Here is a 24,742-nt window from a genome sequence, read left to right as displayed (position 1 = left end):
AGTACCTTTCGTTGGGTTTTCTGATTCTCGGATCGGCAGAGGGGAAGCGTGCCCATAATGCCGGAACCGCCGGGCCCAGTGGAGACGGACCCGGCGGCAGGAGAAGACGGTGCGCTTTAGCGGGCGCCCATCAGGTGTTCCAGCGCCAGCTGGTTCAGCCGGACGAAGCCGAAGTCGCGCTCGCCGGCCTTGTCGGCGTCGTAATTCTCGAAGGACCCGGCGTCGGCGAGGAAATCGGCGGTGCTTTCCCCGGCGTCCAGAGTGGACTGGCCCAGTTCAAAGACGCCTGATACGGCCAGGGCTTCCTGGACCTCGGGATCGGCGCGGAAGGCCCGGGCACGTTCCTTGAGCAGCAGGTACATGGACATGTTGGCGGCCGCCGAAGCCCAGACGCCGTCGTAGCCCTCGGTGCGGGAGGGCTTGTAGTCAAAGTGCCGCGGGCCGTCATACGTGGGGCCGCCGTTGGGGAAGCCGTTCTCCAGCAGGTCCACGGTGAAGAAGGCGCTGGTCAGGTCGCCGTGGCCGAAGACCAGGTCCTGGTCATACTTGATGGACTTCTGGCCGTTGAGGTCGATGTGGAAGAGCTTGCCGGACCACAGTGCCTGGGCGATGCCGTGCGTGAAGTTCAGCCCGGCCATCTGTTCGTGGCCCGTCTCGGGGTTCAGGCCCACAATGTCGCCGTGCTCCAGCTGACCGATGAAGGCCAGGGCATGCCCGATGGTGGGCAGGAAGATGTCCCCGCGGGGCTCGTTCGGCTTGGGCTCCAGCGCGATGCGCAGGTTGTAGCCCTTTTCCTTGATGTAGCCGGCAGCGGTGTCGACGCCCTCCTTCATGCGGTCAAACGCCGCGGCGAAGTCCTTGGATCCGTCGTACTCGGCGCCTTCGCGGCCGCCCCACATGACAAATGTTTCGGCACCCATCTCCGCGGCCAGGTCCAGGTTGGCGAGGACCTTGCGCAGGGCGAAGCGGCGGACGGAGCGGTCATTGGAGGTGAAACCGCCGTCCTTGAAGACCGGATGGCTGAACAGGTTGGTAGTGACCATGGGTACCTTCAGGCCGGTTTCCGCCAGCGCCGTGGTGAAGTTCTTCAGGATTCGGCCGCGTTCGGCAGAGCTGGCGTCAAACGGAATGAGGTCGTTGTCGTGGAAGGTCACCCCGTAGGCGCCCAGCTCGGCGAGCCGGTGCAGGCCTTCGACCGGGTCGAGCGCGGAGCGGGTCGGAACACCGAACGGATCATTTCCGGTCCAGCCCACGGTCCAGAGGCCAAAGGTAAAACGGTCGGATGGCGATGGCGTCATTGTCACAGTTCACTCCAAAATCCGGCATTAGTTGTAATCCACAACATATGGCGGGAACGGATGCCTGTCAACGGTTTTCGGCAACTTCCCGCGGTGAATTGCGAGCCTGTCGGCGGATATTGGATCCCTTACAACAAAATTCCGCCATCCTCCCGGGACCGGGTTACGCTGGAAAACCGTCCACTTCGGCAGAAACGGCAGTTACATGAGTGCTGGCACCTCCCCGGGCACCGACAGCATCCGCGCGCAGAACCTTTCCCGGATCCTGACCCTGCTCCACCGCCGGGGACCGCTTTCACGCGCGGATCTGACCCGCCTGTGCGGCTTCAACCGTTCCACCGTGGGAGCCCTCGCCGCCGAACTGGGCGAGCTCGGGCTGGCCTATGAAACGGACCCGCAGCCGCTCAAACGGGTCGGTCGGCCCAGTCCCCTGGTGCATGCGAACGAGAACGTTGCGGCCATCGCCGTGCATCCCGACGTCGATGCCGTCACCGTGGGCCTGGTGGGTTTGGGCGGCAAGGTTCACCGCCGGGTCCGGTACGACGCCGGAAGCCCTCCCACCGTGGCCGATACCGTCAATATCAGCAGGGCAGTGGTTCAAGGCATGTCATCCGAGCTGGCCGGCATGACCCGGCTCGCCGGCGTGGGGGCCGCTGTTCCCGGGCTGGTCAACAACCACGACGGCTCGGTGCTGCTGGCCCCGCACCTGGCCTGGTCCCAGGAACCGCTGGCCGCCGCGCTGTCCGCCGGGCTGGGCCTGCCCGCCCGCGCCGCGAATGACGCCAACCTGGGATCCCTGGCGGAGAGCCTGTTCGGCGCCGCGGTGGGAGCGTCCGACGTCGTCTACCTCAACGGCAGCGCGAGCGGGGTGGGCGGCGGCGCCGTGGTGGGCGGTGTTCCGCTGCGCGGCGCCGCCGGTTACGCCGGCGAGCTGGGCCACACCGTGGTGAACCCCGGCGGCGCCGCGTGCCACTGCGGCCGGCGCGGCTGCCTGGAGACCGAGGTCAGCCTCGGCCGGCTGCTGGCGGTGCTGCAGCTCGATCACGCCGACCAGGACCAACTGGAGGCCGCCATGGCGCAGGACTCCTCCCCCGCGCTGATTGCCGAAACCCACCGGCAGCTGGATCTGCTGGCCGTGGCCCTGACCAATTTCGTGAACATCTTCAATCCGGGCATCATCGTGCTGGGCGGATTCCTGGGCGTGCTCCACTCCTTCGCCCCCGGCCGGCTTGAAGCCGCCGTCGCCGACGGCGCCATCGGCGGGCTGGGCAGCGAGGTTCCCATCTCCCGGGCCGCGCTGGGCTCCGACCTGCTGCTGGTCGGAGCCGCGGAGCTGGCCTTCGCCGGACTGCTGGCCGATCCGGCGTCGGTGGGGGCGTTGCCGCAGACAGCCATCCGCTGAGCGGCGGTGGCCGCCGGCTTTCGCCACCGGCCGCCCCACCGCAGCATTCGCTCCCGTAACCCGCTGCCCCTTCAGGACCTGCGTCCCGTCCGGGCGAGCACCCGGCGCTGGTGACCGGCGTCGTCGGGCACCGGCACGGGAGGCCCAAACAAACCGGGCCCGTAGGCCTGCTCCCCGAACCCGTCCATCGCAGCGTCCACCGCGTCCAAGTCCTCCTCCGAGAGTTCCGCGTCGGCCCCCTGGGAGATGGCCAGATCCCAGCGGTGCACGATCAGGTCACCCCCGTAAAAACCCGGCAATGTCTCTCCAATGGTGCTGGGACCGAAATAGCCGGCGAACTCCCGGCCCGCGACTGCCGGATCTGCCAGCAGCTCGGCGACAAAGCGTTCATGCTCCAGCCACTGCCTCTCCGGATTGGCAGTGTCCACCACCGGACCGGCCAGCCCGTGCTGCTTCAGGAAATCCCGTTCGGTGGAGACCACGTGCTCCACGAGGTCTCGTGCGGTCCACCCCTCGCAGGGCGTCGGAGCGTCCCAGTTCGTGGCACGGGAAACGAGTGAGCCAAACGGCTCGGCGTTCTTGCGCCAGAGGTCCAGAGATGTTGTCATGATCGCTCCTTGGATAGTGGGTTTCGGATCGGTACCGGTTCTGCTGGATCCTGCGGTCTGCGTTCACGGTAAGCCGGCCCGGACGGCGGTGTCTTGAACAAATCCGACAGCACGGACGGAAGCAGGCAGGTGTTCGACAACGACGCAATGAGCGAAATCGGCAGGGGCCACCTCAGCAGCCCGAGCGACAAATCCTTCACAATCCACCGCTACGCTCCCGCGCCGCCGTCGGGCCGGTGGCTCCGCGCGTTCTGGATTCCCGTGTGGCACGTACCCCGCGGTGAAGTCCGCGAACAGCGGATCCTCACCTATCCGGTGTGTCTGCTCAGCATCACCGCCGGATACGCGCGGCTGGTGGGCCCGACTACGACGGCGGCCCGGGTGCCACTGGCAGGCACCGGGTGGGCATTCGGCGTCATGCTCACTCCGAGCACCGGCCGCGCGGTACTGGCGGAAGAAATTGCCGGCCTGACGAACCGGCATACCGAACTGGAGGCCATCCCCCTGCTGGCGGATCTGGTGCCCCTCATCCGGGACCGGATGAGCCCCGATCCGGCCCTGCCGTCAGCACACGCCGCGGCACGCCGGCTCATCGAGGAACGCTTCGCGGCACTTCCTCGGCCGGCCGGGGCCGCACTCTTGATCGACCGGCTGGTCGCACGCGTGGAGCACGACGCCGCAATCACCTCCGTGCGGTCCCTCTGCGAAGTTTTCGGGCTGCGTGAGCGGACGCTGCAGCGGCTGTGCGCACGGTTCCTGGGTGTCAGCCCGCTCTGGCTCATCCGGCAGCGCCGGCTGCAGGAAGCCTGCGCTGTGCTGCGCCTCTCCGACGGGTCGCTCGGCGACCTCGCTTCGCGGCTCGGCTACGCGGACCAGGCCCATTTCTCCCGCGATTTCCGCCGGGCCACGGGGTGGACGCCCCGTGAGTTTGCGGCACTGGCACGACCGCGCAGCAGCAGCACCGGCCCGTAGTCCGTCACCGTGCCGCAGCGGTCATCCTCCGGCCAGGCCGGGCCCTGCCGACACCGCGGATGCGGGACGAAGCAGCCGCTCGGGCCGGAACGGCGCCAGCACCGGATGCGGACGCCCGGTGAGGATTTCCCCGGCCAGCAGTTCCCCGGCGATCAGCCCCAGCGTCGCTCCGGAATGCGTGAACGCCACGAAGCAGCCGGGCACACCGGGAACCGGCCCCAGGGCGGGCAGCCCGTCGCCCGGCACCGGCTTCAGCCCGATCCGCCAGCTCTGCGGCACCAGCCGGGGATGTCCGGCCAGCAGCGCGGAGGCTTCGTCCGCGAGCTCCTGGGCCACCTGCGGGTCCACGGCCCAGCCGCCGTCGTCGTGCTGCGTGATCTGATCCAGGCACCAGGCGGCGTCCAGCGCCAGCCGGGACCCGGGATGGGGCCGGAGGGAAACCCGCGGCGTGTTCAGCACCGCCCGCAGTCCGTGCGCCTTGGGCTCGGTCACCACCAGCAGCGCCGGCTCCGAGCCGTCCAGCAGGTCAAGGCCGAGCGGCCGCAGGATCGCCGGAGTGCCGGCACCGGCGGCGACCAGGACGGCGTCGGCCGGGTACAGGGTCCCCGTCCCGGTCCGGAGCCCGACGGCGGTCCCTCCCTCGGCCGCTACAGCGGTGGGCCCGGCAGCGGTCACCAGGGTTCCGCCGCGGAGCGCGAATTCGCGCAGCAGCTGCCGGATCAAATGCGGAAGGTCCACCCACCCCTCCCCCGGGTTGAACAGCACCGTGGACGGCAGTGCCGCGCGGTCCAGGCCCGGAACCATGCCGGCGATCTCCGCGCCGGAAACCAGCCGCGCGTCGTACGCCTTGGCCTGCTGGGCCTCGTACCGCGAGGCAAGCGCCGGGCCCTCCTCCCAGGACACGCCGCCGTCGAAGCGGAGCCAGTCGATGTCGGGATTCCGGGCCAGCAGGGTGCGGTAGCGGTCGATACCGGCCAGCCGCAGCTGATGGTAGTCCGGCGGATAGTCGCCGCCGGAGTTCAGCCAGGACAGCGACCGCCCCGATGCCCCGCTGGCCGGATGCCCCTCCGTCACCAAAGTGACCCGGGCGCCGCCGCGCAGCAGCTGCACCGCAGCGGAGACCCCCAGGATTCCGGCGCCCAGCACTGCCACGTGCCGGCCGGATCCGCCAGGACCCGCGATTTCACGTGCCGGTACCTCGTCGATCTGCGGTTCCTCACCCTGGCGGTGCACACGGACAGCCTTCACGCCGCACTTCCTTCGCACGTTGACTTTGGCCGGCGGAACCCTGCGCAGCATTCCTGCGCCTGGGCAGCCGGGTTCCCCAGTCTGGGCCGGGGCAGGGTCCGGGTCAACGGGTAGCCGGCATGGCCCAGCCCAGGGGCAGCCCTGCCCAACGGGTGCATGCAGTACCGCATGCCATACTCGACGGAGGTCGGTCACTGCCGGGGGGATGAAGAATGAAGTTTCGGATGGTTGCCGGCGCGGTGCTGGCAGCAGCCATGCTGGCAGGCTGCGCGGGGTCGGACAGCCAGGCGCTGTCCCCGGAGGAATTCAACGCCGCGCAGGGCTCCTTCGAGGACCTGCTCCCGGCCCTGCAGGAGAAAGCGGCACCGTTCCTGGACCTCGACCTGGACATCCTGCGGGAGGACTCCTGCCTTGCATCCAAAAGCGACGAAGAGCACACCAAGACCAGATGGTTCGGCCAACTCAGCGGCTTTCCGGACAACCCGCAAACGGCGAACAACGCATTGGACGCGCTCCGGATTCCGTTCGAGGCTGACGGCTGGGCCGTAACCTCAGAGCGTTCCCTCCCCGAGGAAGTAAACGGCATGGCACGGGAGCTGCACTTCGAGAAGAACGCCCTCGGTGTGACGGTCCGCTATGAGCGGGGCGAGCTGGTTCCGGACACGATCGTCATGCTCGCCGCGACGCCCTGCATCGAGCATCCCGAGGACCACCAGATGCTCCGATCCCCCCTCGACCCCAGCTACGGCAACAGCCACGATCTCTACGCCGACGAAGACATCGACGGCGACTGACTCACGCGGGAACGAAGCCCAGCTGCTTGTCCACCACGTTCGCGAGCGGCCGCCCGGCCTTCCAGGCCGCCAGGTTCTCGGCGAACTGCCGTGCCAGCTCCGGCAGCTGCTTCCGGGAATCCCCGGACAGGTGCGGGGTAACCAGCACGTTGTCCAGTTCCCAAAGCCCGCTGCTCGGCGGCAGCGGCTCGGTCTCAAACACGTCCAACGCCGCTCCGGCCAGGCTCCCGCTGCGCAGGGCATCCTCCAGCGCCGCCTCGTCCGCCAGGGCGCCGCGGCCCACGTTGATGAGCACCGCCGTCGGTTTCAGGGCGGCGAGGACGTCCCGGCCGAGCATGCCCCGGGTCTCCGGGGTGAGCGGTGCCGCGAGCACGATGTAGTCGTAGGCGCCGGCCACGGCGGCAAAATCAGTGCTGGCGTGAATGGTGCCGAAGTCCGCGTCTCCGCTGCGGGCGGTGCGGCCCATCCCGTCCACGCGCAGTCCGACGGCGGCCAGCAGCCGCGCCGTGCAGCGGCCGATGCTGCCGGTCCCCGCCACCAGCACGGAGCATCCGGCCAGGTCGGTGGTTGCGTACTGGCGCCATTGGCGCCGCTGCTGCTGGGCGGAGGCGCGGCCGAAGTCCTTGGCGAAATGGAACATAGCTGCCAGCACGTGCTCGGCCATGGGCCGGTCAAAGACGCCGCGGGCGTTGGTGAGCACGACGTCGGAGGCCACCAGCTCGGGGAACAGCAGCTTGTCCACGCCGGCGGCGGGAGCATGGATCCAGCGCAGGGAGTCCGCGGCCGGCCAGGCCTGCCGGACGCCGTCGGCGAAGTAGTCCCAGAGGTAGAGGATGTCCGCGCCGGCCAGGGCCTCGGGCAGCCCGGCGTTGTCGGTCACCCGGACCTCCGCCTGCCGCTGAAGCTCCTCCAGTCCCACGAGGGGACGGTTTCCGGCAAGGACGGCAATCACGGGCTGAGGATTCATGCCCTCAGCCTACGGGCAGAAAAAACCGGCCGGCGCCAGGGGCGCCGGCCGGTTTTCGGTGTGCTGTCTATTCAGCCGGGTTACTTGAAGCTGATTTTGTAATCGACTTCGCTGCCGCTGCCTCCGCCCTTCTTCAGTTCGAGCTTCAGCACCAGCTCCTCAGCGCCGTCGGGGTAGGGGATGACGAGTTCTTCCTCGTCGTTGCCCACCGGCACCGTGTAGTCCTTGCCGTCCAGCGTCAGCACGAGGGTGCCGGGCTTGTCCCATTCCGCGTAGCTGCCCATGGCAGTGATGACGAGGTCAACGTTGTTGCCCTTGGGAACCTCAAGGCTTAACTCCTCGGAGGAGCCGGGGTAGCCGTCAACGCTGAGGTAGCCGTAGTCTTCGCCGGGAAGACCGTTGATCGTCGGCGGCTCAACGACGCCGTCGAACGTCATTGTGCTGGAATACTCCACGTCGTTGCCCTGGCCGGCGAACTCGTCGGCCCATTCGTCACCGGCGAAAACGACAACCTTGTACTCGCCGGCAGGGGTTTCCTCCGGCTGGTAGTCCCCGGAACTGGTGATCTCTTCCTTGCCGTCCGCGGAATAGACGGTGAAACTGCTGTACTCGTCAGTGCTGTCCAGCTGGGTCGCTTCGTCCACTTCCAGGCTCATGACCGCATAGCCGGCCGAGTTGAACTTCACGTCCGCTTCCTCGCCGAGCACCATGGTTCCCGCGGCATCTTCGCTGCGGGCCAGATCCAGCATCGCCAGAGCCTGCTCGCGGGTGATGGTATCCAGCCACTGCAGGACCCAGTCGGTGCTGGTGTCCATCAGGCTGACCTTCCACTTGCCGTCCTCCTTGATGCTGGACAGGCTCAGCGGCGGGAGCGCACGCATGACGGATTCGCCGTCGGCTTCGCCGTGCATGACGTAGCCGGACTTGCCGCGGCAGACTTCGTCCGACCCCCCGAGCTCAATGCAGTCCGAGGTCAGGCGCATGGTGTCGCCTTCCACGTCCACCTCCAGGTTTTCCACGGTGGCGAGGCCCCGGTCGCCGTCCTCCTCCGCGTCCTGGAAGGAATTGGCGGTCATCTCGATGTCGACGTTGATGCCGCCTTCCATCTGTTCGTTCAGCGCGCCGCCGTAGTAATGAACGGCGTTGCCCTCATAGCTGCTGAGGTAGTTGCCCAGGTCAGTGAACTTACCGCTCTGCAGGATGCCCGGCACGGCCCCGATCAGGGACTGCGCGGCTTCCGCCGGCGAACCGCTGCCGTCGGTGCCCTCGGGCAGGGTGCCGCGGGCGGTGTCGGTGTACTGCGTGACCATTTCCAGGCCGGTGTAGAGCGGGCTGAGATACCAGCGCCCGTTGTCCTTCACGGCGGCCATCAGCAGCGGTTTGTCTTCTGATCCGACGTCGGCGAGATCGGTGGTCTCATCGATCGGTTCCATTTCGTCCGCCGCCTCCAATCCGGACCGGATGGCTCCCGTGGTCTGCTCGGGATCGACCTGGACACGGACCGTGCCGGAGGTGAACTTCAGCACGGCCAGCTGGTCATCGACCTCTTCGATTTCCGGTTCGACGTTTTCAAACGTCACGGTGATGCCGTCGAAGTTGACCTCGGTGTCGGTTTCCCCGGTGTCTTCTCCAACCTTGTCGGCGGCTTCGAGGATGCCGAACTCCTCGACCTTCTCCATGACGCCTTCCTGCAGCCGCTGCAGGGTATCTCGCTCCGCCGGCGCCACCATGGTGACCAGGCCGATGGCGTCCTTGGTCTCGATGGATTCGATCAGGTTCTCGGCGACCTTCTCGGGTGAGCCCGCGCCGCCGCGCAGCATGTTCTGGATGAAGAGGAAGGCTCCCACGCCCACCACCACCAGTACGACGGCGATGGTCGAGATGATGATGGCCTTGCGGTTGGTTTTCTTGCGGGGTGTTGCGGGGCCGTCGGGACCGCCGGTCCCGTCGCCGCCTGATCCACCGGATCCACCGGGGCCTGACGGATCCTGCGGCCCGCGGCCGCCGGTTTCGGTAATCGGCGTTGCACCGTTGGGGGGAACCGGGGCGGTCTCCGGGCCGGCCGCGGGACTGGCCGCGGGGCCGGTCGCATTAGCGGCAGCCGGCGTCGTCGCCCTGCCGGTCGGGTCAGCGGCAGCCGGCGAGGCTGGGGCGCCTGCAGCGCCCGCAGCCGTGGCAGTGTCCGTTGTGCCCTGCTGATCCCCGCTTTCGCTGACGGGATGGCGGCAGTTGGCACAGAATTGCCATTCCGGTTCTAGTTTGGTGCCGCAGGACATGCAGTAAGTCATTCTTTTGTTCCCCCATAGTCAGATCCGGCATTCTCCGTGAGAATGCCGGAAATGACAACTCGATTGTTGTGGAATTCTAACATCGCCCATTCGGGCCTAGCGCAAAGAAAGGCAGTGCTGCGCGGCAACTCAGGCGGCGCAATTCCCCCAGCCCCGCTGGCCCCTGCCTCTTTTTTCATCGGGTGTTCCTTCACCGTTTACATCGGGTTTTCCTCCAGCCACCGAAGCAGGTCACGGGTCAAAACCCGGTACCCCTCCTGCGTTGGATGCAGCACCTCCTGGGACGCCGGCACCGAGGTCGCGGCGTTCAGAAGCGGACCGAACCGGGCAGTATTCACCAGCGGATCCGGGCTGCAGGCTCCCCGCCCGGCGAACGAGTCCTCCAGGGCATTCACATACCGCACGTTCGGCAGGTTCGCCGCCTGCACCGAGCGCTCGATGGTGCTGTTCAATGCGTCGGTGATCTCCAGGCCGAATGCCAGTTCAGTGGACGTAAGCCTTCCGCAGTCCTCTGCCCCGGCGTCGAAAAGCCGCGGATACGGCAGGACCAGCACCGGAGCCGGCGTTGCTGCGCCCAATGTGCGGTACACGTCAGTGAGCGGAGCCTGCAGCTGGAGCAACTGCTGCCGGGTGGTCTCCCGCAGGGCCGGATCCTGGCCGCAGGGCTCGGTGTCCACCACGCAGGCCTGCAGCAGGCCGGCGAAGCCCAGGTCATTTCCACCGATCGACAGCAGCACCAGGTCCGCCCGGATTCCGGCCAGCTGCTCCAGCTGCGCGGGCACGCCCTCCGGTCCGTGCCCCTCCACAGCCTGCGCCGCGGTCACGGAAGACATCCGCGCCCGGGAGCAGGCAAGGTTGTGGAGGATTGCGGTCCCCGAGGGCGATGGCGGAGTCCCGGCCGCGTCGGCCAGCAGGGCATCGGCGCTGCGGTGGCAGAGGCTGTCCGCCACACCGCGCACCGACTGATAGGAGCCTGCGCCTTCACCGGCGGCAAAGGAGTCGCCGAGCAGGGCCACTTCCGCGGGCCTGCCGGCGTCCCCGACGAGCGCTCCCAGGCGTTCGCCAGCATCGTCCACGACGGCGGACGGCGCCGGGGTCGGCGGCATGGCGGGCAAGTCCGGATCCCTCGCACTCACGCTGGAGCGCGACGGCGCCGGGGAGGCAGCGGACGGCGTGCTGTCGTCGGAGGCAGGAGCAGGCGAGCAGCCCGCCAAGAATATCCCCGCCACCGCCAGCGACAGCACGCCGGCCGCCAACCGCCTCATTAGCTGCGCTGGCGAATCGCCTGATCAACGGCGGGATCGCCCAGCTGCCCGAGCCACGTCAGCAGCGCCGGGTAAGTCGACGGATTGGCCGCCACCACCGCTCGGGCCTCGGGATGGTTGGCAACGATTTCCTGCAGCCGCGCCAACGGAGTTGCCGGGTTGGCTGCTTCGGCAAGCACAGGCTGCTGAACGACGGCGGCCGCCCGGGCAGCTGCCGGAGCTGAGTTCGATGCCGCATCCGTTGCGGCCGTTTCTGCTGCCGTTTCGTGTCGGGCCGCTGCCTGCTCGGCAATTCCGGGTTCGGCCGATTCGGCCTTCGCCGTCGCCGTCGCCGGCTGGACCGGCTGGACAGCGCCGGCAGCACCGGGAGTGGCGGGAGTACCGGCAAAGGCGAAGCCGGAGGCACCGGAGCCGTTCGACGACGGCAGGGACCGGAAGTGCGCCCGCGAGGCGGCCGGCAACCAGAGAGTAGCCAGGATGGCAGCCGGCACCACGAAGGTCAGGAGCATGATGATCGGGCCAAAGTAGCCCTGCTCCTGCACCGCCCAGACGATCACGAGCACCAGGCCCAGCACAAACAGCAGTCCTGCGTAGCCGCTGGGGACAATGTAGGCGAGGCGTGCGTCCTTGGCCGTAAGGCGCTTAGCCGCAATGGCTCCCGCGGTCAGAAGCAGGCCGAAGAACAGGGCAATTACCTGCGGCACCAAGCCGTCGGAATAATCAGCCGCCACGTGCGTGATCACGCTGATGACCGCGCCCAGGGCGAGGACAGCGCTCAATCCGGCGGCCACCGTCAGGAACGGCTGCAGGGCAGTGCGGGGATCCGTCGGTGCAACCGCGGAGTCCCCGGTCAGCCGGGCGATCGACGGCGCGGAAACGGCGGCGCCAAATGCCATCCAGAAGAGCAGGGAGAAGCCGGGGCTGAGGGCGTTCAAGGCCAAGGTCAGCAGGGTCAGGTCCTCAAACAGTGCCAGCAGCGAGAGGAAACCGGCACCGATGGCCAGGGCAACGCCGACGGTGCGCCAGCGGTCGGACCGCTTGTGAACCTGTACGGCGATGAACACCAGCAGGGCCGGGCTGGCCAGCGCCATCAGAGTGGTGAGCGTTCCCCAGCCGGCGAAGGCTGCAGCATTGGTGTCGCTGAAGGCCACCCAGTAGCGGATGATCTGCACCAGGGCCACCACAGCGGCCAGTCCGGCAATACCCAGGGTGATGTAAATCCAGCGACGGTTCCGTGGCTCGTCCACATTGCCGGGCGCAATTTCTCCGCGCCGCGGCTGAGCTGCCAAGAGTGCGCCGCCAAGACCGAACGCCACCGCCGGGCCCAGCGTGGCAACACTGCCCGCCTCGTAGCGGCCCGCGGTGACCAGATGCAGGACAACATAAACCAGTACCAGCAGGGCATACGGCAGGTTGGCCAGCAGCTTCAGGTCCTGGATTTTGCGGTAGCCCACCTTGGGTCCGAAGACCCCCGCGCGCCACACATAGGTCAGCCCCAGGGACAGCAGGCTGATCAGCGTAATCAGGATGACGTCCACCCGAGTGGCGGCCTTGGAGGGAACCCAGTCTCCTCCGGTGCCGTAGGTCCACACCATGAACAGGGACATGATCAGGGCCAGGGCGGCCACGCCGTCGCGCACATAGTCGCTCACCGGAATGCCGGCAAAAGCGCTGCGGGTCCTGGCCGGCGCAGAGGCGGCCGGCGCGGATACGTTGGCCGGCGCGGAGGCACCGGACATCGCAAACTCATGCTGCCGCTGGGCTTCGGGGGCGTGGTTCCCGGAGGCCGGAACGCCTCGGGAGTAGGCCGCCGTCGTCTGTTCGGGTGCCGCAGTACCGCAACTGCCGCAGAAGCGAGCTTCCGCAGCCAGTTGTTGGCCGCATTGAACGCAGAATTTCATTGCACTTCCCTCGTGTGATGGTTAATCGCCGGGGTCTCGGCGGCACCGGGCGTTGCACCACAGGGCATGCAGAAATTCAAAAGATTTCCCCCGGAAAGCCCGGCAAACCGCAAATGCGGTTCCCCGGTAAAGCAAGACTGTTAGTCGATGGAGCCTAACACGGCGGGTCTCAACCGGATCAGTTCAGTTTGCGAGACGCACGCCCAAAACCACGCGGAGGAACGTCTCGTCTTTGACCGTTCGATCGGCAAGAATCAGGGCGTGCTTGCCGAATTCCCCACCACAAGGAGTAATCAATGAAGATTATCGGAGCGGTTCTCGAAGAAACCGGACTCCCCCGCCCCTACACCGACTCGCAGCCGCTGCGCGTCGTCGAACTTGATCTGGACGATCCGGGGCCGGATGAAGTCCTGATTCGGATCCGCGCGGCCGGCCTGTGCCACTCCGATCTCTCGACGGTGGACGGCAACCGGACCCGGCCTACGCCCATGCTCCTCGGACACGAGGCCAGCGGCGTCGTCGAAAAAGTCGGCGCCAACGTCACTGACCTGGACATTGGACAGCAGGTCACCACCGTGTTCCTGCCCCGCTGCGGGGAATGCGGGAACTGTCGGACAAACGGCAAGCTGCCCTGCACCCCCGGCAGCGCCGCGAACAACGCCGGTCATCTGCTCGGCGAGCACTTTCGCCTGCATCGCGGCGGTTCGGATGTCTTCCACCATCTCGGGGTTTCCGGCTTTGCCAGCCACGCGGTGCTGAACCGGCAGTCAGTGGTGCCGATCGGTTCCGACGTGCCGCCGGAAATCGCCGCCGTCCTCGGCTGCGCCGTGCTGACCGGCGGTGGTGCGGTGATCAACGCCGGCCGCCCCGAAGACGGACAGGCCGTCATGGTGGTGGGACTCGGCGGCGTCGGCATGGCCGCCCTGCTGACCGCCATCTCGCTGGGCAAGGGCAAGGTCATCGGTGTGGACGCCAATCCTGAAAAGCTCGTCCGGGCGCGCGAACTGGGAGCCGACGAGGTTTACACCCCGCAGGAAATTGCCGAGAAGGGCATCAAGGCACCCGTGGTGATTGAGGCCGCGGGTCACCCGAAAGCCTTCGAGACGGCTGTCGCGGCGACCGGCGTCGGCGGCACCACCGTCACCGTCGGCCTGCCCTCGCCGGACGCCCGGTCAACGATAACGCCGCTCGGGCTGACCGCCGAGGCCCGGACAATTGTTGGCTCCTATTTGGGATCCGCCGTTCCGTCCCGCGATATCCCCATCTATGCGCAGATGTGGCGGGACGGAACGCTGCCCGTCGATGAGCTCATCTCCGGACGGATCAAACTCAGCGAGATCAACGAGTCCCTCGACCTGCTGGCGGATGGCAAGGCCATTCGCCAGGTGATTATTTTCGAGGAATAACAGTTCCGGGCCGCCGAACGGTCCTATTCGCAGGCGACGCCGTCGCCGTCGCGGTCCAGATGGGTTCCGTAGCCCGGTCCGCCGGCATAGACCGGTGCTGCTCCGGCGGCACGGGCCGCGGAGCAGTTCGGATAGTAGGCCGCTGCCGGAGCGGGCTCCGGAACAACCGGCGCGGGCGCGGGCGCGGCCGGTGCAGGGGCCGGAGCCGGGGGAATGTACGTCTGGGCTGCCTGCTCGTCGGCCAGGCGCTGCGCCTCGGCGGCTGCCGCCTGCTCGTCAGCGATCTTCTGTGCCTCAGCGGCTTCCGCGGCCGCCAGCTCGTCGGCAACCTTCTGGTCGGCTGCCGCTTGGCGGTCGGCCAGAACCCTGGTGGAACTGTCCCTGTCCATCCAGATCAGGGTTCCGTCGTCATCCTCCGTGCAGACAAAAACCACGGACGTGCTCGCCGACGACGTCGTCGTGGGCGTCGGCGAAGGCGTGCTCGTGGGAGAGGGAGAGGGAGAGGGAGAGGGAGAGGGAGAGGGAGAGGGAGAGGCCGACGCGGACTTTGACGCAAGCTGTGACGCCGAGGTTGTCGGCGTGGGGCTGGGGCTGGCCGATGTCCTCACGGTTTCGGTCTTCCCGGCAGCCACACAGGACTTGCCGGCGACCACCGTGGACGTGGGAGTCGGGGTCGGGGATGGCGTCGGGGAGGGCGTCACGCTCTTGGTTGCCGAGGGCGACGGCGGGGCCGCGGCGGGTTCGGACTCGTCGGCTCCGCAACCGGCTACGGCCAGGACGGCCGCTGTCAGGCCGGCCACTGCCAGAGCCCGGGGACGCCGGTGCCTTTCCGGCTCCCCGCCCTTGGTGGAAATTGGGCAGGACAATGTACGTCGGAAAGGCATGGATCTCCCCCAGGATTTAAGCTCTGTAAATGTATGCAAATGCATCAAGCACAGAGTAACAGAGGCGGCCGTCGAGATTATCCGCCGCCAATTGGGTGCGCCTCTGCAGCCAAATCCTGATCGCCGCTGTCGAAAGCCTTTTTATAGTCGGACGGTCTTGAACCCGACGAATTGGTAGCGGCCAATCCGCAGCGAAAAGACCGGCCACTCGACCTTCGGCCCGTCCTGCACTCCGCTTGCGGGCCGGGCCTTCGCACGCTCTGCTGCCGCCCGTTCTGCCGCCATCCGCTTCGCCGCCTGCCGACGTCGCCTGGTTTCCGCTTCCATGAGACGCTCCTGTTGCACCACGCGTGCCAGTTCCATAGCCATAGCCATCTGCTTCTCCTCGCGTAGGCCTTAAACGCTAGCGGCGCGCGGCGCCATCCGGCAGTAGATATGCGGACAGGAGCGGTCCTCAAGAAAAAACTCGCGGAACTCGGCCCGGCCCCCACCCGCAAACCCACACACCCAAAGTTGCCCTCGGAACCCCGACAGCGGACTCCTCCCCTGTCCCGGGTTCGAGCCGGGCAGGTACCGTCGGAGAACGCTTCTTCCGGAGGTCAGGATGGACTGGTTGGCAGCCTTGATCCCTTCAACAGTCGCACTGGTTCTGGGTGCGAGCGCCGGCTGGAGCGTCCGCGCCGGCATCGACCGCCGGGATGAAACCGCAGCCCTGAACGCCTTGATCACCGACCTGCACCTGAAGCGGCCGCTGGCTGCGATCGAACCGCGCGTCGTCGACGGCGCTGACGACGCGCAACGCTGCCGCGCCACCGTCCTGGACGCACGCGACCGCATCATTGAAACCCTCGCCCACCTGCGCAGCAATTCCGCCAACACCGATGTCCTGATGCGGATGGCCTCCGCCTGCACCCGCTACCTCCGCGAATCCGCCCGCGCACCGGAACGGCACCAGTTCGCACTCATGGACCTGCGCGAAACAATGGTCGACGGCGTGAAACTGCTCAGCGACGCCCGGCGGCGGGTGCGGTACCGGAACCCCGGCGAACGCTCGACGCCGAAACCCGGCCGAACGCCGTCGCGCCGCCCCAGTATCGGACGGTACCTATAGTCCGCCTCGGCGGCAGGTCTTGGAGACCCGGAGCTTCATAGAGACGCCGTTTATGACACGGCGCGACGTAAAACGTCACCGACCGGCGCTTAGGGACACAGGCCGTCATTGTGTTGCCCGCCGAGGACAAACCGCGCTTCCATGGTGCTGTCCGCCTATCCAATCCGGACACCTTTACCATCCAGAGCGGCTGAGAGACCTGGCTCGTTGACGTCGCAGCAACCACCCTTCGGGGACGGTGCTCATGCCAGGACCGATGGACTCACTTCTCCGGTGGCCCGTAACTGCAGCACCGCTCGCAGTGACGGATCCAGCGTGCTCGAATGCCGTGTTCCTCGGTGCGAACTGAGAGGACCCTCCCATGGTCAGCCCTGCTCCAACCGGCCGCATCAACGGCCGCATCTCCGGCCACCCCAACGGCCCCCGCACACCCCTGCGGATCGCGGCACTGTTCGCCGCGGCAGCCCTGACCCTCACCGGCTGCGGATCCGGCGCGCAAGGCGGCAGTGCCGGCGCCAACGCCGCGAATGCTCAGGCCTCACCGGCCGGAGAGCCGGTCGACGGCGGCACCCTCGTCTACGCCGAAGTCACGCCCATCAACAACTGGCAGACCCAGGCGGCACGCTTCTACGAGAAGTCCAACGTGCTCAATTCAGTGCTGGACCGGCTGACCTACTTTGACCCGGAGAAGGGCGAGCCGGTGCCGTGGATTGCCTCGGCGTTCTCGGCCAACGCCGACAGCACCGAGTTCACCTTCACCATCCGCCCCGGCGTCACGTTCAGCGATGGAACGGCGCTCGACGCGGCCGCGATAAAGGCCAACCTGGACAGCTTCGGCCATGGCATTCCCGCCGCGCAGATCCAGCCGAACGTGGACTTCGCCGGCTACCAGACCAGCGAAGTGATCGGCACTAACCAGGTGAAGGTCACCCTGGATGCTCCGAACTCCAACTTCCTGCGCGCCACGTCCTCCGTCACCGCCGGTCTGGTCTCCCCGGCCACGCTGCAGCAGGATGCCGCCGGACAGTCCGCCATCTCATCCATCTCCGGCTCCGGCCCGTTCGTTTACGAGTCGGAAAAGCCCGATGAGGAAGTCGTGCTCGCGAAGCGGGACGGCTACGCCTGGGCTCCTGAGGGCGCCGACAATCCGGGTGAGGCGCACCTGGACAAGGTGGTGATCAAGTACCTGCCCGAGGTCGCCCACCGCGCCGGCGCCGTCCAGTCCGGCCAGGTCGATCTGGTGCGCGGCCTGCAGCCGGTGGATGAGGCGGCGCTGGCGGCCAGCGGCAATCAGGTGGTGGCGGCCGACGGCGTGGACCTCACCGTGAACATGGCGGCCGTGCGGATCGGCAGCGGCAAGCTGGCCGATCCTGCGGTCCGACAGGCGCTGCAGGCCGGCATCGACCGGCAGTCCATCAAGGACACGGTGCTCTCCGAGAGCTACACCCTGGCCGGCTCGGTCCTGAACCATCAGGCGCCGGGGTTCGTCGACCTGAGCGCCGATCTGGCCTATGACCCCGAGAAAGCCAAAAAGCTCCTGGACGACGCCGGTTGGCAGCCCGGCAGCGACGGCATCCGCGAGAAGGACGGCGAGAAGCTCGAGGTGACGGTCACCAGCTCCAACAACTCGGTGGTCATCAAACCGGCCTTTGAACTGATCGAGCAGCAGTGGCGGCAGATCGGCGTGAAACTGAACAACCGGGCCGGCGACAACACGTTCCTCACCACCGCCATGCCGGATCCGAACGTCGAATTCTACGGCACCCGCCAATTCATTTACGGCGGACTCGGGCCCATCTTCGAACCGGCCAACAACACCATGACGCACACCTCGGATCCGGAGCTGAACGCCCTGTTCGCCGCCGAGCGCGCCGCGGCCCCGGGCCCGGAACGGGACGAGGTCCTGGCCGCCGAGCAGCGGGCCCTCGTGGTGGACAAGGCCTTCTCGCTGGTCCTCTGGGACGAAGTCCAGGTCTACGGGGCGCACCGCAGCACGCACATCGAGTTCACCTCCGGCACGGCTCCCATCTTCCAAAGCGCATGGAAAGTGGACGGCTAACCCGTGGGCCGTTACCTCGCGCACCGGATCGGGCAGGCGCTGCTGGTGGTCTGGCTCGCCTACACCCTGATTTTCCTCGCCGTGCAGCTGCTGCCCAGCGATCCGGTCACCATCTTCCTGACCTCCGATTCTGCCGTCGACCAGGCGGCAATCGACACCATGAAAAGCCAGTACGGCTATGACCAGCCGCTGCTGGTCCAGTATCTCCAGCAGCTGGCCGCCCTGCTGCGCGGCGACGCCGGCTTCTCCCTGACCTCCGGGGAACCGGTCACCGAGCGCATCGGCGGCGCGCTCGGCTCCACCCTGGCGCTGGCCGGCTCCGCCCTGGGCACCGCCGTCGTCATCGCCCTGGCCGTGGTCGCCGCCGCCACCCTGGCCCCGTCGCCGGTGCTGCGGCGGGCACTGGCGAACCTGCCGCCGCTGTTCTCCGCCGTCCCGGTGTTCTGGCTGGGACTGGTGCTGCTCGAGCTGCTCTCCATCCGGCTGGGCGTGCTGTCGCTGTTCCCCGACGGTTCCTTCCTCTCCCTCGCCGTGCCGGTGGTCGTGCTCGCGCTCCATGTGTCCGCCCCCATGGCGCAGGTGCTGCTCAAGGGCGTGGAGCAGGTCTACCGGCAGCCGTTCATCAACGTGCTCCGCGCCAAGGGCGCCTCCCCGGCCTGGATTTTCTACCGGCACGCGCTGAAAAACGCCGCCGGTCCCGCCCTGTCCATCCTGGGTATCACCGTGGGCACCCTGTTCGCCGGGTCGGTGATCACGGAAACCGTGTTTGCCCGCGCCGGCCTGGGCTCGGTGGTCCTGCAGGCGGTCACCACCCAGGACGTGCCGCTGGTCCAGGGCCTGGTCCTGCTGACGGCCACGGTGTTCGTGGCGGTCAACCTCCTGGTGGACCTGCTGCATCCGCTGCTCGATCCGCGCATCCTCAACGCCCGGCAGGGATCCGCCCCCGCCCTCGCCTCCTGACCACGCTTCCGACAGGCTTCCCGATGACACAGATTTCCCTCCCCACCGCTCCGGCGGGCGCACCGCTTCCGCCCGGCCCGGCTGACGCTGCCCCCGCTTCCCCTGTACGACGACGGCGGCCGGGTTCCCGTTCCGCCCTCGCCCTGACCCTGCTGCCGGTGCTGCTGATCGCCGCCTGGGCGTTCTTCCCCGGCCTGTTCAGCGGGCAGGATCCGATCAGCGGCATTCCGCAGGAGAAGTTCCTCGCGCCGTCGGCCGCGCACTGGTTCGGCACCGACCACCTCGGGCGCGACGTTTTCGCCCGCGTGGTGCACGGCACCTCGCAGACGTTCCTGACCGCCGGGCTGGCCGTGCTGATCGGCCTCGTCGCCGGAACCCTGATCGGCGTTCTCGCGGCCACGGCCGGACGGGCCGCCGATGCCGTCACGATGCGCCTGGTCGATGTCCTGCTCGCGGTGCCCGGCTTTCTGATCGCCCTGATCATCGTCACAGCCTCTTCCCCGGGACCGGTCTCGCTCGGCATCGGCGTGGGCATCGCCGCCATCGCTTCCTTCGCCCGGGTGGTCCGCGCCGAGGTGCTCCGGGTCCGGAACCTGGAGTTCGTCGAGGCGGCCTTCCTCACCGGCGGCACCTACTGGAGCGTGCTGCGCCGGCATCTGCTGCCCAACGCCGCAGGACCGGTGCTCTCGCTCGTCGCCGTGGATCTGGGCGCGGCCATCCTCGTGGTGTCCTCGCTGGGCTTCTTGGGCTTCGGGGCTCCGCCGCCCGAACCCGAATGGGGCCTGCTGATCGCCGAGGGCCGCCAGTATCTGGGCACCGCCTGGTGGATGACCTCGCTGCCCGGACTCGTCATCGTCGCCACCGTGGTCCTGCTGGCCGCCGTCGGCCGGCAGCTGCTTCAGCGCCTCAGGTTCTGAGAAAGGAACACCGCATGAGCACCAGCACCTCCTCCACAGCCACCGTGGCGCCGCAGCCGGAATCAGTTGTCCGTCCCGCATCAGTTGTCGGTCCCGCCGCCGGACCGCTTCTGCAGATCCGCGGCCTGACCATTAACTACGGCCGCACCACTTCCGGGCTCGGCCCCGCAGCCCCGCCTGCCGTTTCCGGCGTCGACCTTGAAGTGCGGCGCGGTGAAATCGTCGCGGTGGTCGGGGAATCCGGGTCCGGAAAATCCACCCTGGCGCACGCCATCATCGGGCTCCTTCCCGATACTGGCCGCATAACCGCCGGCAGCCTCACCTTCGACGGCGAGGACCTCACCGGTCTCTCGGACCGCGGCTTCCGGCGGCTGCGCGGCCGGCGGATCGGCCTGGTTCCGCAGGACCCCGGAGCCTCACTGGATCCGGTGCAGACCATTGGCTCCCAGGTGTCCGAGATCTTCCGGCTGCATCCGGGCGCGGGGCAGGCCGGGTCCGGGCGGCGCACCCGCGCCGAGCTGCGCCGCGAGGTCATCGCCCTGCTGGAGCTGGTCGGCATCGACCGCCCGGAGGACCGCGTGCACCAGTATCCCCACGAGCTGTCCGGCGGCCTGAAGCAGCGGGTCCTGATCGCGATCGCCTTTGCGCTGCAGCCGGACCTGCTGATCGCCGACGAGCCGACGTCGGCCCTGGACGTGACCGTGCAGAGCCGGGTGCTGGAGGTCTTCGAGCGGCTGGCCCGCACCTTCGGAACCGCCGTCATCTTCGTGACGCATGATCTGGCCGTCGCCACCGACTACGCCGCCCGCGTCGTCGTCATGAACGGCGGCCGCATCCGGGAGGACCGCCCCGTCCTGGACCTCCTGACCCGGCCGGAAGATCCGTACACCGCGCAGCTGCTCGAGAAGGCCTCCCCCGGGCGGCGCGACGGCGGACACCGGACGGGCGAGCCGCCGTCGTCGGCCCCCTCCCCGGAAGCGCCGTCGAGCATCCCGGCGGCCGTGCCCGCGCTGGAAGTCCGCGACCTGGTGAAGGTTTTTTCCCGCACCGGCGAGGAACGCAGGGCTGTGGACGGGGTGTCCTTTGCGGTCCGTCCGGGCACCACCTTCGCGCTGGTCGGTGAATCGGGCTCCGGCAAATCGACCACGGCCCGGCTGATCCTGCGGCTGCTGGACCCGACCGGCGGCACCGTCCGGGTTGCCGGCGGGGACGTCACCGGCCTGGCCGGCAGGGCGCGGCGCGAGCTGTGGCGCGGCCTGCAGCTGGTGTATCAGAATCCGGATACCGCCCTGGATCCGCGGCTGAGCGTCGCCGAGATCATCGGTGAACCGCTGCGCAATTACCGGGTGGGCACCAAGACCGAGCGGGCGGCGCGGGTCGCCGAGCTGCTGGACCAGGTGCGGCTGCCCGAACGGGTGGGCCGGAGCCGGCCGAGGGAACTGTCCGGCGGCCAGCGGCAGCGGGTGGCCATCGCCCGCGCCCTGGTGCTGGGCGCCAAGACCCTGGTCCTGGACGAGGCGCTGAGCGCCCTGGACGTGCTGACCCAGGCGCAGGTCCTGGAGCTGCTGAAGTCGCTGCAGGATGACCTCGGACTGTCCTATCTGTTCATCTCCCATGACCTGCACGTGGTGGAACAAGTCTCCGACGACGTCGGGGTGATGCACCGCGGACGGCTCGTCGAAACCGGACCCACCGCCGCGATCTTCGCCGATCCCGCCAGCGAATACACCCGGCGGCTTCTTGCCGCCAACCCCGGACACCGGCTCCGGGATCTCGCCGCCTCCCGCTCGAAAGGAACCTCATGAGCCTCCCCACCGCCAGTCCAACCCTGGACGGCACCACCGACCGCACCGCCGCGAACCACAAACCCGCCGAGAACCGCCCCGCCCCGGACCGCCTCCCCGCCGACGGCGAGGCCCGGTACGCGGCCCTGGCCGCCCGGTTCCGTCCGGTCTTTGACCGCATTGCCGCCGGAGCCCTGGACCGCGAGCAGTCCCGGATCCTGCCGTTCGAGCAGGTCGGGTGGCTTCAGGACTCCGGCTTCACCGCGCTGCGTGTCCCGGCCGAACACGGCGGAGACCCGGTCAGCGCCGAGCACCTGTTCCGGCTGCTCATCGAGCTGGCCGCGGCGGATTCCAATGTGGCGCATCTGCTGCGCTCCCACTTCGCGTTCGGCGAGACGGCCGCCCTGCAACCGGCCGCATTCCGGGACCTGTGGTTTCCGCGGATTCTCGCCGGGCAGATTTTCGGCAACGCCGCGACCGAACGCTCCGGCAACGTCCTGGGCACCACCGCCACCACGCTGCGGCAGCAGGACGGACAGTGGCTGTTGAAGGGCGAAAAATACTACACCACGGGCAGCATCTTCGCTGACTGGGTGGTGGTGATGGCCAGCACCGCCGGGGTGGAGGGACGGCAGTACGCCGTTGTGCCCGCCGACGCCCCGGAGGTGTGCATCGTCGATGACTGGGACGGTTTCGGCCAGCCGCTCACCGGCACCGGCACCGCGGTGTTCGACGACGTGCCGGTGGACGCCGGAAACATCCTGCAGCGCCAGGTCACCAGCACCCTGGAACCGGCGTTTTTCCAGCTCTTCCTGCTGGCGGTCCTGGCCGGCATCGGCCGGGCGGCGCTGCGCGATGCGACCGCCCTGGTGCAGGCCCGCACCCGCACCTTCAATACCGGGTCCGGTGAGCTGTTCCGCAACGATCCGCTGATTCAGGAACACGTTGGCCTGCTCGCCGCCAAGGTCTACGCCGCCGAAGCCGTGGTCACCACGGCGGCCCGCGACCTCGACGCCGCAGCGGATCCTGCGCTAGGGCTATCAGTCGAGGAGGCGTTCCTGCGTGCGGAACTGGCCGTGCAGCAGGCCCACGTCATGGTGCCCGGCCTGGTGCTGGAGGCGGCGAGCGCCCTCTTCGACGTCACCGGAGCCTCCGCCGTCAGCCGCGGCAAGGCCCTGGACCGGCACTGGCGCAACGCCCGCACGGTCGCCACCCACAACCCGAGCGCGTTCAAGGCCCGGTCCGTCGGCGACTACCTGGTCAACGGCACCATTCCCACCGGCCTGCACAGCATCGGCGACGCCCCGTCGCCGACCGCCGCGCCGTCCACGCCCTCGCCCGCCGCCCCTTCCACCTCCGGAGCTGTTTCCTGATGGCCACTTTCGCCAAACGCCCGCGGCTGCTCCTGAGCGCCTTCGCCATGAACACCACCAGCCACATCCTCGGCGGTCTGTGGCGTCATCCCGAGGCGCAGCAGCACCGCTTCAACGAGCTCGGGCTGTGGACCGATCTGGCGGCCCGGCTGGAAGCGGCGAAGTTCGACGCGCTGTTCCTGGCCGACGTCGTCGGACTGTACGGCGATCACGACGGCGGCTGGGCCTCGCATGTGGAGCGCGGGCTGCAGGTGCCGGCGAATGATCCGCTGGTGCTGCAGTCGGCACTGGCGGCGCGGACCGAACACCTCGGCCTGGCGCTGACCAGCTCCGTGGTGCAGGCGCATCCCTTCCAGCTCGCCCGGCAGCTGTCCACTCTGGACCACCTCAGCGGCGGCAGGGTCGCCTGGAACATTGTGACCAGCGTGCTGGAGAACGCGCACCGGAACTTCGGCGGCGACGGGCTGGCCGAACATGACAGCCGCTATGACTGGGCCGATGAGTACCTGGAGGTTTGCTACAAACTCTGGGAGGGCTCCTGGGACGAGGGCGCTCTGCTGCAGGACAAGGCCTCCGGGCTTCATGCCGATCCGGCGAAGGTGCACAAGATCCTGCACCGCGGCCCGCGCTACTCGGTGGACGGACCGCACCTGTCCGCGCCCTCTCCGCAGAGCACGCCGGTATTGTTCCAGGCCGGCAGCTCCGGACGCGGCCAGCAGTTCGCCGCCGCCAACGCCGAAGCGGTGTTCATCTTCGCACCGCACACCGCCTACGCGAAGAAAACCACCGACTCGGTCCGGGCGCTGGCCCGCGGCCTGGGCCGGCGCAACGAGGACATCAAGTTCTTCGCCGGGCTGTCCTTCGTCGTCGGCTCCACCGAGGCCGAGGTGAAGGCAAAGCAGGCGGAGTATGACGAGTATCTGGACCTCGATGCGATTGTCGCGCACATTGGCGGCGGGATCGGCGTCGACCTCGGCGGCCTGCCGCTGGATACCACGCTGGGCGATCTGCGGACCGACGGGGCGCGCGGCGTGCTGGAGGCGCTGTTCGCGTCGGTGCCCGGCGGCAATCCGACCATCGCCGATGTCGCCCGCTACCGCGCCGACAACCAGCAGATCGCCGGCACTCCGGAGCAGATCGTCGACCGGCTCGAAGACTGGCAGGACGCCGGCGTGGACGGCATCAACATCATCAACCAGATCCTGCCCGGCTCTTACACGGACTTTATCGACGGGGTGCTGCCGGAGCTGCGCCGCCGCGGCCTGGCCCAGACGGAGTACCGTCCCGGCACGCTACGGGAGAAGCTGTTCGACGGCGATGCGCGGTTGCCGTCCCGGCATCCGGGCGCGAAGTACCGCGGTGCGTTTTCGTCGGTGGAGCCGGCGGAGGTTTAGGCCGGTACTTCTGCTGCCACTTTGGGAATCTGCTGCCACTTTGGCAAATCCCTGCCGCTCCGCACTGGCAGGGATTTGCCAAACCGGTCGATTTTTACCAAGCCGGAGGGA

General features: G+C 68.1%; 20 protein-coding genes, 1 pseudogene and 1 riboswitch. Of the genes and pseudogenes, 11 read left to right on the top strand and 10 right to left on the bottom strand.

The genetic code is table 11. The annotated features are described in order from the left end of the window. Nucleotides 1-116: 116 nt before the first annotated feature. Nucleotides 117-1,298: a xylose isomerase gene (gene xylA / locus QNO08_RS03280; protein WP_231712013.1), complete on the bottom strand. Its 1,182-nt coding sequence runs from the start codon at nucleotides 1,296-1,298 to the stop codon at nucleotides 117-119. Nucleotides 1,299-1,503: 205 nt separating this feature from the next. Here xylA and QNO08_RS03275 point away from each other — a divergent pair, with 205 nt between their 5' ends. Further along, the gene (locus QNO08_RS03275; RefSeq protein ID WP_229964487.1) at nucleotides 1,504-2,700 is read left to right on the top strand and encodes an ROK family protein; all 1,197 of its coding nucleotides are present in this window, start codon (nucleotides 1,504-1,506) and stop codon (nucleotides 2,698-2,700) included. A 71-nt stretch (nucleotides 2,701-2,771) separates the two neighbouring features. On the opposite strand, the gene QNO08_RS03270 is transcribed toward QNO08_RS03275, so the two are convergent. Next, on the bottom strand, nucleotides 2,772-3,308 hold the full coding sequence (locus QNO08_RS03270; protein WP_229964486.1) for a TIGR03086 family metal-binding protein: 537 nt from the start codon (nucleotides 3,306-3,308) through the stop codon (nucleotides 2,772-2,774). Nucleotides 3,309-3,401: 93 nt separating this feature from the next. On the opposite strand from QNO08_RS03270, the gene QNO08_RS03265 reads away from it, so the two are divergent. Further along, complete coding sequence (locus QNO08_RS03265) at nucleotides 3,402-4,280, top strand: helix-turn-helix domain-containing protein (protein WP_229964485.1); 879 nt, start codon at nucleotides 3,402-3,404, stop codon at nucleotides 4,278-4,280. A gap of 21 nt (nucleotides 4,281-4,301) precedes the next feature. Here QNO08_RS03265 and QNO08_RS03260 read toward each other — a convergent pair whose 3' ends face one another. Beyond that, nucleotides 4,302-5,528, bottom strand: a complete 1,227-nt coding sequence (locus QNO08_RS03260) for an NAD(P)/FAD-dependent oxidoreductase (RefSeq protein WP_331461749.1) — start codon at nucleotides 5,526-5,528, stop codon at nucleotides 4,302-4,304. 212 nt (nucleotides 5,529-5,740) lie between these two features. Between QNO08_RS03260 and QNO08_RS03255 the strand changes: the two genes are divergently transcribed. After that, nucleotides 5,741-6,322: a hypothetical protein gene (locus QNO08_RS03255; protein ID WP_229964484.1), complete on the top strand. Its 582-nt coding sequence runs from the start codon at nucleotides 5,741-5,743 to the stop codon at nucleotides 6,320-6,322. Nucleotide 6,323: 1 nt separating this feature from the next. Here the strand turns inward: QNO08_RS03255 and QNO08_RS03250 are convergent, their stop codons facing one another. From QNO08_RS03250 to QNO08_RS17485, 5 genes and pseudogenes are all read right to left on the bottom strand, one after another. Next, nucleotides 6,324-7,289, bottom strand: coding sequence for a D-2-hydroxyacid dehydrogenase (locus tag QNO08_RS03250; protein ID WP_229964483.1), 966 nt, complete (start codon nucleotides 7,287-7,289; stop codon nucleotides 6,324-6,326). Between the two features lie 80 nt (nucleotides 7,290-7,369). Next, on the bottom strand, nucleotides 7,370-9,577 hold the full coding sequence (locus QNO08_RS03245) for a zinc ribbon domain-containing protein (RefSeq protein ID WP_229964482.1): 2,208 nt from the start codon (nucleotides 9,575-9,577) through the stop codon (nucleotides 7,370-7,372). 197 nt (nucleotides 9,578-9,774) lie between these two features. Beyond that, complete coding sequence (locus QNO08_RS03240; RefSeq protein WP_229965023.1) at nucleotides 9,775-10,683, bottom strand: SGNH/GDSL hydrolase family protein; 909 nt, start codon at nucleotides 10,681-10,683, stop codon at nucleotides 9,775-9,777. Between the two features lie 158 nt (nucleotides 10,684-10,841). Further along, the gene (locus tag QNO08_RS03235; RefSeq protein WP_229964480.1) at nucleotides 10,842-12,581 is read right to left on the bottom strand and encodes a DUF7937 domain-containing protein; all 1,740 of its coding nucleotides are present in this window, start codon (nucleotides 12,579-12,581) and stop codon (nucleotides 10,842-10,844) included. Nucleotides 12,582-12,677: 96 nt separating this feature from the next. Further along, nucleotides 12,678-12,743, bottom strand: a pseudogene (locus QNO08_RS17485) (zinc-ribbon domain-containing protein); the annotation flags it as partial. Nucleotides 12,744-13,039: 296 nt separating this feature from the next. On the opposite strand from QNO08_RS17485, the gene QNO08_RS03230 reads away from it, so the two are divergent. Further along, nucleotides 13,040-14,149: an alcohol dehydrogenase catalytic domain-containing protein gene (locus QNO08_RS03230; protein WP_229964479.1), complete on the top strand. Its 1,110-nt coding sequence runs from the start codon at nucleotides 13,040-13,042 to the stop codon at nucleotides 14,147-14,149. A gap of 23 nt (nucleotides 14,150-14,172) precedes the next feature. Here the strand turns inward: QNO08_RS03230 and QNO08_RS03225 are convergent, their stop codons facing one another. Further along, complete coding sequence (locus QNO08_RS03225) at nucleotides 14,173-14,583, bottom strand: excalibur calcium-binding domain-containing protein (protein ID WP_284155640.1); 411 nt, start codon at nucleotides 14,581-14,583, stop codon at nucleotides 14,173-14,175. A 591-nt stretch (nucleotides 14,584-15,174) separates the two neighbouring features. Next, nucleotides 15,175-15,402 (bottom strand): hypothetical protein, encoded by a 228-nt coding sequence (locus QNO08_RS03220; RefSeq protein WP_284024899.1) that lies wholly within the window; start codon nucleotides 15,400-15,402, stop codon nucleotides 15,175-15,177. 253 nt (nucleotides 15,403-15,655) lie between these two features. Between QNO08_RS03220 and QNO08_RS03215 the strand changes: the two genes are divergently transcribed. From QNO08_RS03215 to QNO08_RS03185, 7 genes are all read left to right on the top strand, one after another. Continuing rightward, nucleotides 15,656-16,144, top strand: a complete 489-nt coding sequence (locus QNO08_RS03215; RefSeq protein WP_284155639.1) for a DUF6650 family protein — start codon at nucleotides 15,656-15,658, stop codon at nucleotides 16,142-16,144. 174 nt (nucleotides 16,145-16,318) lie between these two features. Next, nucleotides 16,319-16,407: riboswitch (SAM riboswitch) on the top strand. 98 nt (nucleotides 16,408-16,505) lie between these two features. Next, nucleotides 16,506-18,203, top strand: a complete 1,698-nt coding sequence (locus QNO08_RS03210) for an ABC transporter substrate-binding protein (protein WP_229964475.1) — start codon at nucleotides 16,506-16,508, stop codon at nucleotides 18,201-18,203. A gap of 3 nt (nucleotides 18,204-18,206) precedes the next feature. Continuing rightward, entirely contained in the window at nucleotides 18,207-19,163 is a 957-nt protein-coding gene (locus QNO08_RS03205) for an ABC transporter permease (RefSeq protein ID WP_229964474.1), read from the top strand. Nucleotides 19,164-19,186: 23 nt separating this feature from the next. Beyond that, entirely contained in the window at nucleotides 19,187-20,080 is an 894-nt protein-coding gene (locus QNO08_RS03200) for an ABC transporter permease (protein WP_229964473.1), read from the top strand. 14 nt (nucleotides 20,081-20,094) lie between these two features. Beyond that, complete coding sequence (locus QNO08_RS03195; RefSeq protein WP_229964472.1) at nucleotides 20,095-21,885, top strand: dipeptide ABC transporter ATP-binding protein; 1,791 nt, start codon at nucleotides 20,095-20,097, stop codon at nucleotides 21,883-21,885. After that, nucleotides 21,882-23,237, top strand: coding sequence for an acyl-CoA dehydrogenase family protein (locus QNO08_RS03190; RefSeq protein ID WP_229964471.1), 1,356 nt, complete (start codon nucleotides 21,882-21,884; stop codon nucleotides 23,235-23,237). Before QNO08_RS03195 ends, QNO08_RS03190 begins: the two co-directional genes overlap by 4 nt. Then, on the top strand, nucleotides 23,237-24,631 hold the full coding sequence (locus QNO08_RS03185; RefSeq protein WP_229964470.1) for an LLM class flavin-dependent oxidoreductase: 1,395 nt from the start codon (nucleotides 23,237-23,239) through the stop codon (nucleotides 24,629-24,631). Before QNO08_RS03190 ends, QNO08_RS03185 begins: the two co-directional genes overlap by 1 nt. Nucleotides 24,632-24,742 lie beyond the last annotated feature (111 nt).

This window comes from Arthrobacter sp. zg-Y820 (genome assembly GCF_030142155.1).
Lineage (GTDB): Bacteria > Actinomycetota > Actinomycetes > Actinomycetales > Micrococcaceae > Arthrobacter_B.
Note: the sequence above shows the minus strand (reverse complement) of the source record. Positions and strands in the feature narration are given on the sequence as shown.